Here is an 11,427-nt window from a genome sequence, read left to right as displayed (position 1 = left end):
TCGAGAAGCGCAGCGCTACCCAAACCGCTCTCCACTAAACCGAGGCAAGTCCAACATCCTGCTCGGCTCGGCTTTGTCGACCATTGGCCTCACCGTGCCGGCCGCCCTGACAATCGCCCTGATATTAGACACCGAGATCGTCCTCGGTTTGTCCCAATCGAATGCGCTTCTGCTAGGACTCACCATGATCGTCAGCTCGCTCACCTTTGGCGGCTCACGGACCGACATGCTGAAGGGCGCCGTGCACCTCGTGCTTTTCGCTGTTTACCTGCTGCTGCTCGTTATGCCGTAGCCCACCCTACCGCTGATCTACACGGTTTCATCGAGATCCCTGGCGATGCGAGCCAGAGCGCAGATCCAGCGGCCGTTCGCAATCGCCTCGGCGGTGTAGGCACCCGTTGCGAAGCGTCCATTGCGCTTGCCCGTAGGAGCGCCGCCACGGGCTCCGTGCATCCGACAGACCCGGAAGCCGCTCACAGCCGGTGCGCGGCACGGCAGTCCGGTCCGCTTCGAGTGCGCCCGGCAGCGAATCGACAGGTGCATCGGAGAGGCTTGCATAGGGTTGATCGTGCTTTCGTTCTTCACCCCTACCCCTTTCCGTCCGACCCGCTGCCGGAAACGAACTGGTCTAGGACCACGGCCTGATCCGCGTTCACCGTCACGTGCCGGACCGTGATGCGCTGCTCGCCCCGGCTGCGGTGCCGGTCAAGTGTGTCGGTGAGCAACGCGACAGTTCGGGCAGCTTTGTCGGCGAGCGCTAGGTACTTGGTTCGAACCTCAAAGTTCTGCTCCGGGATGAAGGCGCGGCGGTAGAGGCTCAGGGCCGCCGTGTTGGCGGCGATCATTTGGGCCGAGATCATGCCTTCGACGGGATCGGCGACGTTCATAGCCCGTTGCCCGGCCACGATGGTCTTGGTGACGCCTTCGCGCTGATTGGGGTCGTCACCGTCTGGGACCGCCGCGACGAGCATGGCCATCAGGTAGGCGTTCCAGCGATTGCTGGAGGCACCACCGAGATCGCTTAAAGTGCTCTTCTCAGTCTGCGGGCGGACGGCAGGCGGCTTGGCTTTGGCTGAAGGAGCGCTCGATTTCTTGGCCGTCATGCTCGTGCCTTCGTCTGAGATTGGGAGTACCACCTTACGGCGGCGCCTACGCCTGGGCTTGCGGTACTCATGGCTTTCTCCCGTCTGTTTGGGGTGGTCGAGGGCCGAGCGCCATAACGGTGTCCGCCTGTGCAAACCGCGCAGCCTCGTGTCGCGGTAGCCCGCCCTCGAACTCGCGGATGGCCGCCCGCTCTCGCAGTGAGCGAGCCAGTCGGCAGCGTTGATCAAGGGCACTTGGGCGGCTGGATTGTCGGCTCGCCGCCGAGGGCTGAAGGTCGCCTCATCTACGGGGACCCCTGTGCCAATAGCGTCATTAGCGCCAATAGGTGCCGGTCCACGCCTCCGAGCCCCTGCTATTGGCGCTAATGGCACTAACGGCACAGTGGTACGACATCGCTGAATGACGATGGCGCGCGACAGCCAAGCGCTCATGACCAATCCCCAAAGATCGCTGGGTTCACCTCATAGCGTTGCGCTCGCCTGCCCTTTGTCTCGCCGGCTCGTTCGAACGCGGGACGAATGAGGCTGGCCTCGACCAGCATCCCGCAGGCAGCATGCATGTCCTTAGCTTCGCGCAGCATGCCACCAATTTGGCATCGGACCTCGCGCGCATTGAACTCGGTCTGCCTTGTCCGCCGCAGATGCCGCACCAGCAGCCTGGCCCGGCGCTCAACAAGTGGGATCGCGGCGTCGCCGTAGGCACGCTCAGCCATGGGCAAGAAGTAGCCGTCGAGTAGACCTGCTGCGGCCTCAACCGCTCGCGCCGATATGGCACTCGGCTCGGACGCTTTGGCGCCGCCGCACCACCAGAGATACTCCAGGATGGCCGAGAGGCGCAGCGTATGCCCGCGGGCCTTGCCGAGCGTTCCGGCAAACAGGCCGCTCGCGTGCTGCGATCGCCCGGCGATGTCACGGGCGAACGCCTCCAGCAGATCCTCCGCCTCTACAGTGAGCCGCACGCGTACGGGCTCTGTCTGCCCGGACTTATCGTGGGCCATGGCGAGATCCGTCAGACGCGCAAAATTCCGCTTCTCGATCGTGTCATCGTGCAGCGCGCGTGCGAGCGAGAACCCCGGCATCGCCTCGGGCCAGGACCAGAGCAGCCGTGAGGCGAGGCCGTCATCGGGGCCGTCGATGATGACCGCGAGCTTCTCGGGCTGCACGCCGCCCAGGACTCCGATGGACAAGTTGCGGATGTGCAGCGGCAGTGGGTTCTTGACCCTGTCGACGACGTAGGACCGGCCGCCGTACATCTCGATGGCGAAGGCGCGATCCGAGCCGCCGCCACCGTACTTGTCAAAGGCACCGAGCCAGCCGGACAGCTCATCACGAACCAGGAGCAGCCCGCGCGGGAGGGCGGCGGCCAATCCCCCGAGTGCCTCGACGGTGGCATCGGCTACCCGAATGCGGGGACGAACCGGCGGCGCCGGGGGAAGGGCGTCGCTCGGCATTTCCGGCGCCGAGGCACCAGCCTTGACGGCCTTCTTCACTGCGGCCTTCCACTCATCCAGACGGGCCTCGCAGGCTTGCATCTGCGTGGCGTGGGCGAGTTGCGTGCTCTCGAAGCCCGCCGCCATCTGCGCCTCGGCAAAGCGCACCAGTTCGAAGGCGGCGTCCATCGATGGTGATTTCGACGAGGAGGGTGGCCCGACCAGAGCGCACCAGAGCAGTGGCGGCTCTGACCAAGTGGCACCCGCTTGTGGCCAGCGCACGTTAGCGATGGCGGCACCGGCGCAAGCCAGCAGCGCCGTGGCGGCGTAGTCGACCGGCGCTGATGCGCCGGCCGCCTTGATTGTCACCCACTCGGCCCAGGAGCCAAGCAGGGATAGCGGGAACGCCGGTGCTGGGCGTCGCCCTGTCCCGAGCAGCGTCAGATCCGGGGCAGCCCACGCGGTAGCACCTCCCGTTCCCAGGTCACTTAGCCTCGATCGACGAGCCGCGATGCTGGAGTCGAACCGTGAGCCAGTCGGCATGGACCCAAGCTGCGCCATCTCGACCAAGAATGGATCGGGCTTCATCGTCCGCCCTCCCTAACCTGATCTTCGGCTGGCGAGCCGACGGTTTGAGCCCCTACCTTCCGTAAGGCGTTTAGGTCGGCCAGCGTGCTGACGGCGGCACGGGTGCAGGCCACTAGAGAGCGCGCCGAGTAGTTGAGACCGGCGATATCGCCGATCTCCGCGTAGGTGATGCCGAGCTGTGCATGGATCTGCGCACCAGCGAGGGTGTCACGGATGAACTCGAAGAGCATCTCAGGGCGGGGGTCGGAAGCGTAGGTTGCCCTCATGAGCGCACCTCCACGGGTCCGAGGCCGGCAAGTCCAGCGATGGCAGATGCGAGGGTCGCGCTGACGCCTAAGCGACGCTGTAGGCGTTCAACAAGCAGGCGATGTGTGGTAAGGTCCTGATCGAAGTTAGCTTCCAGGCATACACTTCGATCGAGCCCGGCCTCTGCGCTATCGCGCAGTGCCGGGCTCAGCCTTTTCTGGTGATGCACGCCTCAGGCATTCGTCGGCTTGAGCGTGGGCAGGCTGTTCAGCCACGAGCGCAGATCATCCGCTAGGATGAGGGTGCGCCGACCGCGCTTTACCGCGCGCAAGTGGCCAGCAGCGATGGCCTTGTAGAGCGTTGAGCGACCAGTGTTCGCCAGCTTTAAGGTTTCCGCGATGCTATATGCTTGGCAATTCATTCGCTTGCTCCAACGAATGTCGGGACAGCCCGCGACATCCGCTGGTACATTGCTTTGGCCCTCTGGCGGTTTGTAGGGGCAAATACTCAGAATTTTGAGCCTACTTTTTGCCCCTTACGGCTCGGTCTACAGCGCTCTGCAGCGCTTCAGGCTGCGCTTCAAGAGAATGATTGCGAGCATCCTCAGGCAAGAAGTCCTGCCAGGCATCAATAAATCTGACGAAGGGTCCGCTGCCCGTATCGGCATTCTTACCGATACCCCCACCGGGTGGATGTTCTGGGTAGAGCAAAATATGCATCATCTTGACAGCGTGCTTCCAGGAGAAGCCGACTTGGTAACCCGTAGATCTAGTTTGCGGCTGTCTTTCCATGGCCTGATCACAGCTGTCTATAACTTCATTGAGGGCTGCCTGAAGTTGCGCGACCAAGGTTCCATCGCCGTCTTTGTTACGGCTAATGGAAATCACAGCGTGTGCTGCTGGCGTATTATGCGCAGAGATGACGTCCCAATCTATTGCTAGATCTGATCTTAAATCCTCGGCTTTAGTGCGTATTGACTTGATTCTTGCAGAAACCTCTCGGACCGTAGGAACGTTGTCACCTTCTTGTGTTCGGAAGCTCAAAAATTCTTCGGTCAGATCTGAGATCGCGTCTCTTTCTTTCATACCAAGCGTTCTGCCTAAAGCATCTTCCAGTTTTTTCCAATCGGCTTTATCGAACACTTTCATCCTCGTCAGTGTGCCGAAGGAACTGGTGACTCTTGGTTCCGCGTTACCCATCAGCTGTCTGCCCTCTTCGGAATGCTGGAGCGGCGCGTCAAATATTAGGCCGCTTCCTCGCGGTCTTTCGCATTCCTGCTACAGTGTTGAGCCCACTGTTCCATCATCGCACGCCGCTTCTCTAGCGCATCGCCGCGCCGATAGGCCCGCTCCATCGCATCACCCACAGCATGCGCTAACGCTGTCTCGGCGATCTCGCGGGGAAAGGCAGTGCACTCGCCAGCCCAGTCCCGGAAGGACGAGCGGAAGCCGTGGACCGTCACATCGACCTTCATCCGCCGCAGCATCTTTTCCATGGACGAACTGTACAAAGGTAGGTCAGGCTTCTGACCAGGGAACACGTACTCGCCACGGCGCACCACCTCGGCTTGATCAAGGATTGCCAGCGCGGCGTCTGTTAGCGGCACCCGATGTTCTTTGCCCGCCTTCATACGTATGGCTGGGATCGCCCAGACCTTCGCCTTGCGATCGATCTCGGCCCAGCGGGCGCCCAGCACTTCACCGGAACGCGACGCGTTCAGGATGCAGAACTGCAGGGCAAGTCCAGCCATGGCATCGCGTGACTGCAAATCGGCCATTAAGGCGGGCACGTCATCGAACGGCATCGCGGCATGGTGGCCGCGCGTCAGCTTCCGGCCAGCCGGCAGCAGCTTGTCGAGGTGACCGCGCCAGAGCGCTGGGTTCTCACCACTGCGCAGTCCTCTGGCTTTGGCGGCGTCTAACACCCGCTCAATGCGGCCGCGCAGGCGCGAGGCTGTCACACTCTTCGACTGCCAGATGGGGGTGAGGACACTCAGAACGTCCTCCGTGCCGATCTCGTCAATGGGCTTTGGCCAGAGAGAGCCTGCATAGGTCGCGAGCGTGGAAAACCACTGCGCCTTGTGCTTGTCGTTCCGGAACCCGTGCGAGAGGGATCGCACCACCTCCTCGGCAAAGGCGCCGAAGGTGACGGCGGCAAGCCGCTCCTCCTTGGCCGCCCTGCGGTGCTCGATTGGGTTCTTGCCGGCCTTGAGGATCTGGCGAGCCTGCAGGGCCCTCTCCCGCGCCTCAGCCAGCGAGACTGCCGACAAGCCGCCCAGCCCCATCTCCTTGAGCTTACCCTGCCAGCGGAACAGGAAAAGCCACCGTCTTGCACCACTGGCGTCAACGACGAGGTAGAGGCCGTCCCCATCGGAGTGCCGGCCTGGCGCGGTGAGCGTCGCCGCGGCTCGCGCGCTCAGCTTCTTTACAGCGCGTGCCATCGCGGCTTACCCCAACATCTACCCCAACGAATGAAGTGGATCGTAGCGGATGCGTGCGGACTTCGGTAGACACTTAAAGGATCAACCTGCTGGAATTTATGGCGTCAGCGAACCTGAAAAAACGCCTCTGGACCATAGTACGACGGACAGGAAGTCCGCCCCCTGGACCCGGCGCCACAGCGATTCCCGCTCCGGCGCCAGGGCCTCGATGGCGTCGAGGTCGGGTTCGAGGCGGGCCGGGCCGAAGGCGGGCTCCAGCCACTGGGACAGGGACTCCGCGGTGCGGCGCACCAGCGGGATCACGGTCTGGCGGTAGAAGGCGCGGTTGGCCTCGGCGTAGTTGGCGTGGGTGGCGTCGCCGGGCAGCCCGAGCAGGAGCGGCGGCACCCCGAAGGCCAGCGCGATCTCGCGGGCGGCCCCGTTCTTGGCCTCGACGAAGTCCATGTCCTTGGGCGAGAGCGACAGCGGCTTCCAGTCGAGCCCGCCTTCCAGCAGCAGCGGGCGCCCGGCATTGCCGGCACCCTGGTAGTTGGCCTCCAACTCGCCCTTGAGCCGGGTGAACTGCGTCTCGCTCAAGGTGGCACCGGCGGGGGTGGCGTAGACCAGCGCGCCAGAGGGGCGGGCGGCGTTGTCGAGGAGCGCCTTGTTCCAGGCGCCGGCCGCGTTGTGGATGTCGAGGGCGACCGCCGCCGCCTCCATCGGCGAGAGTCCGTAATGGTCGTCGGTGGGGTGGAACAGCGTGAGGTGGAGGATCGGGCTCACGCCCTCCCCCGTCTGGTCGTACCGCAGGGTGCGCCCGCCGACGTTGTAGTCGTAGGCGATCGGCCAGCCGTCGGGACCCGGCACCACCCGCATCCGGTCGGGGCGCAGGGTGTGGAGCTCGCGCAGGGTGCGATCGAGGGTCACGGCTTCGAGATAGGCGTTTCCCGACACCATGAGGTGCCCGTAGAGCGATTCGAGCAGCCGCGCCCCGCCCTCGCGCGGGTTCGGCCGGGCGAGCAGCGCCGTCAGCGGATGTGCCGGCGCGCCGTCGATCAGGCCGAGCGGGAGGGCGGCGGCGGCCTCCGCCACGAGACGCACCGCCCGGTGGACGACGGCGTTGCGCTGGAACCCCTCGCGGGCGAGGCCCCCGTAGTCGCGCGGCGTCCAGACCGCGCGGCCCTCTCCGTAGAAGGCGACGCGGGTGGCGGAGAGCGGGGCGGCCTTCGTCGACAGCACGGCGCCGGCCGCCCGGGTGAGACGGGTGAGGAGGTTGGGCATGGCGATCCTCGCGGTTCTCTCCTCCCCCCTTGTGGAGAGGAGTTGGAGGTGGGGGTGGCTGGGTGACCCTTAGTCGAGGCAGGCGGAACCACCCCACCCCCTGGCTCCTCCCCACAACGGGGAGGGGCAAGTGCCACCCTACAACCGCCGGATCCGCGGCTCCGCCCGCGGCCCCAGCATGAGATGCGTCAGCGCCCAGACCAGGGCGTCGAGGCGGTCCGGCGAGGCGCCGGTGGAGAGGCCGCCGGGGCCGAGGTCGCACAGCTCGTCCTCGAGCGCCGGCAGCGCGCCGACATGGTGGACGCGTCCCTGCGCGTAGAGCAGCGAGACCGGCTCGGCCCGCAGGTACTTTCCCCGCGTCGCCCGCACCGGCACGACCGGCACGGTCGGGTCGATCTCCCGGATGACGGCGCCGGCCATCTCGCCGCCCTGGTTGACCTCGACCACGAGGGCGTCGGCCTCCAGGCGGTGGTAGAGGGTCAGGGCCGCCAGCGCCCAGGCCTGGGGCGTGGCCCGGCTCAGGGTCGCGTCGGCGAGCACGTAGGCGTGACCGCTCCCCGACAGGCCCGCCGCCACGATCCCGCAGGCATCGGCGCCGGCCCGAGACGAGGCCGGCGGATCGACCGCCACGACGATGCGCGCCAGCGCCTCCGGTGCTTGGATCACACGGCCGGCCTCGATCCCGGCCCGGCTCCACAGGGCGTCGGCCCGGTCCTCGATCAGCTCACCGTCGAGTTCCTGGCGCCCGAGCCGGGTGCCGGCATAGCGCCCGACCACGGCGTCGAGGAAGGCCGGCGCCAGGTTCGCCGCATTGTCGGCGGTGCGCGAGCGGCTCACCACCACGGAGGGGTCGCCGAGCAACCGGCGGATCAGCGCGGTCGGGCGCGGGGTCGTGGTAACGAGGCTGCGCGGATGCTCGCCGAGCCGCAGCCCGAACTGGATCATGTCGTAGGCCGCCTCCGCGTAGCGCCACTTGGCGACCTCGTCCGACCAGGCGGCGCCGAATTGCGGCCCGCGCAGGCTGTCGGGCTCTTCGGCCGAGAAGGCGAGGGCCACCGCGCCATTGGCGAAGTCGAGCCGGCGCCGGGACGACGACCAGCGCGGGCGTTCGCCGGCCAGGGAGAGCAGGCCGGACGGCCCCTCGATCATCACGTCGCGGACATCGGCGAAGGTCTCGCCGACGAGTGCGATGCGCCCCACCGCCGAGCCCGTGAAGGCGGGGTCGCCCAGCGCCAGCGCCCTCACCCATTCGGCCCCCGTGCGGGTCTTGCCCGAGCCGCGCCCGCCGATCACCGCCCAGGTCGTTCACGGCCTCAGCGTGCGGCAGGGCGGCAGCTGGTCCGGCCGCGCGCAGTGGAGCCAGTCACGGGAGAGGGCGAGGATCAGGGAAGGCGGCAGGCTCGCCAGGAAGGGCTGCATCCGCCCGCTCGCTTGCGAATGCCGCATAGCGGCGCGCGATCTGCGCGCGCAGGGCGGGCAGGTCGAGGGCGGCGAACCCGGCGGCGCGTTCCGCTTTGCCGGCATCCGCCTCATCGCCGAGTTCCTTCACCCGTTCGTCCGCATCGAGGTCGTCGAGGAGGCGCTTGAGCCCGCCGAGATCGCGCAGAACCTTGCTCGAATCGAAGGGCGCCTTGCCCTTCAGGGCCGCATCGAACCGCTCGACCTGCCGGGCGACGTGCCCGCGCAGGGCCGCCCGCAGGTCGCCGCCCGTGCCAACAGTGCGGACCGTGCGGGGCGGTCGCGGCCGGCTGCCGAACCCGCAGCCCTTGAAGAAGGCCGATGCCCCGTACCGGCCCACGCCGAGTGCGGCCGCGAGATCGGAGAGTTCGACGTCCGGGTTGCGATACAGCCTCTCCACCGCGGTGTGGCGCGACGCGGACCACCGGGCCGGATCGTTCCGCCGCCGCGGCTTGTGGGCGGGGGGCCGCCAGCCCCAGCGAAAGTTCCAGTGCCCCATGGTGCCGGGGCACAGGCCGGTCTCCTGCGCGATCGCCGCCAGCGTCCTGTCGGTGGTTCGAACCAGCTTCTCGACATGCCGTCGTAAAGCGATCGGATGAAACGTCAGGTCCATCGCCGCCCCCGTCCATCCACACTTCTTGAGCGTGGGGTAGTGATAGCCCAGGAGCGTGCCGCTGTCAAGCGTATATTCCTATAAAAGGCTTATAGGCCTGATCGTCTCCACGCTGCTCCGCTCCCTTGGGGAGTTGGGACAGAGCGGCGTGCATCGGCTGAAGGCGTTCGTCGTCTAGGAGGCCAAGTCGACGGGGGCCTAGTCGCGGAGGTCGGGTGGCCGGCATCTCGTTCTGAAATTGGACCCCGGTCGACCGGCTGCTTGCCACCCTACCCAGACGTAGAGGCTGCTGCCGGCGCCCCCCAGGAGCGGACTGAACTCAAGTTCTCGCGCGCGGCGGGAGCTGTCCGAGCGCTGACAGTCCCGTTTCTGGCGGCGATCGGCGCGCGCGGACGGTTCCCGTTCGGCCCCTCTTGAACAGCGTCGGGCATCGTGTCGGCGTCTTGGTCCGAGCGGTTTGGCCGGACAGGTCGATTGGGGTAGGTGGTCCAAATGCGCCGAGCGCGATCCCCGCCGTGCTCGAACTCGGATGATCGATCGACAGAGCTGTCCGTGACCAATCCCCGCCGTATCACGCTCTACCATTCGCCGCTCACCCGCTCGTCGGGCGTTCTGACCCTGCTGGAAGAGCTCGGGGCAGACTACGAGATACGCACGCTGGACCTGAAGGCCGGCGAGCATCGCGCGCCCGCCTTCCTGTCGGTCAATCCGCTCGGGAAGGTGCCGGCGATCCGGCACGGCGACGTGGTCGTGACCGAGCAGGCCGCGATCTTCATCTATCTCGCCGACCTCTATCCCGAGGCGAAGCTCGCCCCCGCGCTCGACGACCCGCTGCGCGGCCCCTACCTGCGCTGGCTCGTCTTGTACGGCTCCTCCTTCGAGCCAGCGGTCGTCGATCGATCCATGAAGCGCGAACCGGGGCCTCAGGCGATGTCGCCCTACGGCACCTACGACGCCGTGATGGACCTGCTGACGGCGCAGCTTCGCAAGGGTCCCTACCTGTTCGGCAAGCGGATCACGGCCGCGGACGTCCTGTGGGCGACCGCACTCGGCTGGACCACGAGCCTCAAGCTCGTGCCGCCGAACCTCGAGTTGCTGAGATACGTCGAGCGCTTCCGGACCCGCTCCGCCGTCGCCCGCGCCGAAGCGATCGACGAGAAGCTCAACAGACAGCTGGAGGGCGAGTTCGAGCACCGCACGGGTTAGGGATTGGGCGACGCTGCCGCTCCTCGAACCACGCGATGCGGACCTCGGGTCCGTCGTCGCCTGCCCCGTCCGGCGGGGCATGGGTGTCGTCCGCTCAATCGGAGAAGGGACGATCCGGAGCGAGGCGCGATGGACCGTTCTCGGGCGCAGCGCAGGCACGTGTCGGGCGCATGACCCTGCGTGACCGTGCCGTTCCGCACTTTGCTGCAGTGCACACCAGGACCATCTGTCCTCTGTCCAGGGAGGACGCCCATCGGGACCCGCCAACAAAGAGGGACCTACCGATGGCCACGACGACGATGAATCCCGCCCTCTCCGTTCCCCAAGCGGAAGGGGCCAACCTGCTTGAGACGGTCAGGAGTTACTGGACCATGGCCGGCGCCGCACTCAGGTGCGCGGCGTCCGTTGAGAGCGGATACCGCCCGCAGGAGCGCGACCTGAGGATCCTCGGGATCGAGGGCATCATGCCCCTCACTCAGCAGATCGGCCGCTGAGGTACCCCGCCGGACCGCGCGAAGGCACGCGTCCGGCCCGGTCGCCCCGGGCACGCCGTCGCCTCAGCGCGGCGCCAGTATGGTGGACGCGCATGGGTTGCACCGAATGGATCGACCGGAACCGCACCATCCGTCAGGCGCGTCCGGCTTGACAGCGCTGGAGCGGATCCGGTGGTTGACGGCGTCGGGGCGCGGTCTCAGGAGGAGGCTTCGGCTGGAGGATCGCCTCCGATCCGGGGTCCCGCCGGGTCGCGCCATGTCCACGCCCGACAGGATCCCGCTCGGGCCGTCGCAGGCATGAGATCCTCAGCGAGGCCTTGACGCCAAGGCCTTGGATCGGCGGCGAGTTTTGAGGAAGCCTGCATGAGCGACGCCCTCCTCGAACCCTCGCCATCCCTCGCCCCTGCCCGGACGCTGCCGAGCGTGACGCTCGGTGAGGCGTTCCGGGTCTGGCTGCGGGTCGCCGCCCTGTCGTTCGGCGGGCCGGCCGGCCAGATCGCCGTGATGCACCGCATTCTCGTGGAGGAGAAGCGGTGGGTCTCCGAGAACCGCTTCCTGCACGCCCTGAACTTCTGCACCCTGCTGCCGG

General features: G+C 66.7%; 11 protein-coding genes and 2 pseudogenes. 4 read left to right on the top strand and 9 right to left on the bottom strand.

Features of this window, described 5'->3' with window-relative positions:
• Nucleotides 1-292 (top strand): annotated as a pseudogene (locus ACFE7U_RS15740) (hypothetical protein); the annotation flags it as partial.
• A gap of 295 nt (nt 293-587) precedes the next feature.
• On the opposite strand, the gene ACFE7U_RS15735 reads toward ACFE7U_RS15740, so the two are convergent.
• The 9 genes and pseudogenes from ACFE7U_RS15735 to ACFE7U_RS15695 all read right to left on the bottom strand — a co-directional run bounded on the left by ACFE7U_RS15735 (nt 588) and on the right by ACFE7U_RS15695 (nt 9,138).
• Nucleotides 588-1,103 carry a hypothetical protein gene (locus ACFE7U_RS15735; protein ID WP_375410660.1) on the bottom strand — a complete coding sequence of 172 codons (516 nt, stop codon included), beginning with the start codon at nt 1,101-1,103 and terminating at the stop codon, nt 588-590.
• 428 nt (nt 1,104-1,531) lie between these two features.
• The gene (locus ACFE7U_RS15730; protein WP_375410661.1) at nt 1,532-3,076 is read right to left on the bottom strand and encodes a DUF3987 domain-containing protein; all 1,545 of its coding nucleotides are present in this window, start codon (nt 3,074-3,076) and stop codon (nt 1,532-1,534) included.
• 41 nt (nt 3,077-3,117) lie between these two features.
• Nucleotides 3,118-3,387 carry a hypothetical protein gene (locus ACFE7U_RS15725; RefSeq protein ID WP_375410659.1) on the bottom strand — a complete coding sequence of 90 codons (270 nt, stop codon included), beginning with the start codon at nt 3,385-3,387 and terminating at the stop codon, nt 3,118-3,120.
• A gap of 212 nt (nt 3,388-3,599) precedes the next feature.
• Nucleotides 3,600-3,788: a helix-turn-helix domain-containing protein gene (locus ACFE7U_RS15720; RefSeq protein WP_375410658.1), complete on the bottom strand. Its 189-nt coding sequence runs from the start codon at nt 3,786-3,788 to the stop codon at nt 3,600-3,602.
• 100 nt (nt 3,789-3,888) lie between these two features.
• Complete coding sequence (locus ACFE7U_RS15715) at nt 3,889-4,509, bottom strand: hypothetical protein (RefSeq protein ID WP_375410657.1); 621 nt, start codon at nt 4,507-4,509, stop codon at nt 3,889-3,891.
• A gap of 101 nt (nt 4,510-4,610) precedes the next feature.
• Entirely contained in the window at nt 4,611-5,807 is a 1,197-nt protein-coding gene (locus ACFE7U_RS15710; protein ID WP_375410656.1) for a tyrosine-type recombinase/integrase, read from the bottom strand.
• A gap of 96 nt (nt 5,808-5,903) precedes the next feature.
• Nucleotides 5,904-7,067 carry a phage portal protein gene (locus tag ACFE7U_RS15705; protein ID WP_375410655.1) on the bottom strand — a complete coding sequence of 388 codons (1,164 nt, stop codon included), beginning with the start codon at nt 7,065-7,067 and terminating at the stop codon, nt 5,904-5,906.
• Between the two features lie 138 nt (nt 7,068-7,205).
• A pseudogene (locus tag ACFE7U_RS15700) lies at nt 7,206-8,486 on the bottom strand (DNA-packaging protein).
• Complete coding sequence (locus ACFE7U_RS15695; RefSeq protein WP_375410654.1) at nt 8,431-9,138, bottom strand: hypothetical protein; 708 nt, start codon at nt 9,136-9,138, stop codon at nt 8,431-8,433. The pseudogene ACFE7U_RS15700 and the gene ACFE7U_RS15695 overlap by 56 nt, the downstream one beginning before the upstream one ends.
• Before the next feature lie 552 nt (nt 9,139-9,690).
• On the opposite strand from ACFE7U_RS15695, the gene ACFE7U_RS15690 reads away from it, so the two are divergent.
• From ACFE7U_RS15690 to ACFE7U_RS15680, 3 genes are all read left to right on the top strand, one after another.
• A complete protein-coding gene (locus ACFE7U_RS15690) occupies nt 9,691-10,344 on the top strand; it encodes a glutathione S-transferase family protein (protein WP_375410653.1) in 654 nt (217 codons plus the stop codon).
• A gap of 284 nt (nt 10,345-10,628) precedes the next feature.
• Nucleotides 10,629-10,838 carry a hypothetical protein gene (locus ACFE7U_RS15685; RefSeq protein WP_375410652.1) on the top strand — a complete coding sequence of 70 codons (210 nt, stop codon included), beginning with the start codon at nt 10,629-10,631 and terminating at the stop codon, nt 10,836-10,838.
• 363 nt (nt 10,839-11,201) lie between these two features.
• On the top strand, nt 11,202-11,427 hold a 226-nt coding region (locus tag ACFE7U_RS15680; protein ID WP_375410651.1), incomplete at its 3' end, for a chromate transporter.

The sequence above is a fragment of the uncultured Methylobacterium sp. genome (assembly GCF_964251405.1).
GTDB lineage: Bacteria > Pseudomonadota > Alphaproteobacteria > Rhizobiales > Beijerinckiaceae > Methylobacterium.
This window is presented reverse-complemented; position numbering and strand designations above follow the sequence as displayed.

Bases quoted from the DNA above. Each gene is read 5' to 3' on its own strand.
- ACFE7U_RS15735 (WP_375410660.1), bottom strand. From the start codon at position 1,103: ATGACGGCCAAGAAATCGAGCGCTCCTTCAGCCAAAGCCAAGCCGCCT.
- ACFE7U_RS15730 (WP_375410661.1), bottom strand. From the start codon at position 3,076: ATGCCGACTGGCTCACGGTTCGACTCCAGCATCGCGGCTCGTCGATCG.
- ACFE7U_RS15725 (WP_375410659.1), bottom strand. From the start codon at position 3,387: ATGAGGGCAACCTACGCTTCCGACCCCCGCCCTGAGATGCTCTTCGAG.
- ACFE7U_RS15720 (WP_375410658.1), bottom strand. From the start codon at position 3,788: ATGAATTGCCAAGCATATAGCATCGCGGAAACCTTAAAGCTGGCGAAC.
- ACFE7U_RS15710 (WP_375410656.1), bottom strand. From the start codon at position 5,807: ATGGCACGCGCTGTAAAGAAGCTGAGCGCGCGAGCCGCGGCGACGCTC.
- ACFE7U_RS15705 (WP_375410655.1), bottom strand. From the start codon at position 7,067: ATGCCCAACCTCCTCACCCGTCTCACCCGGGCGGCCGGCGCCGTGCTG.
- ACFE7U_RS15695 (WP_375410654.1), bottom strand. From the start codon at position 9,138: ATGGACCTGACGTTTCATCCGATCGCTTTACGACGGCATGTCGAGAAG.
- ACFE7U_RS15685 (WP_375410652.1), top strand. From the start codon at position 10,629: ATGGCCACGACGACGATGAATCCCGCCCTCTCCGTTCCCCAAGCGGAA.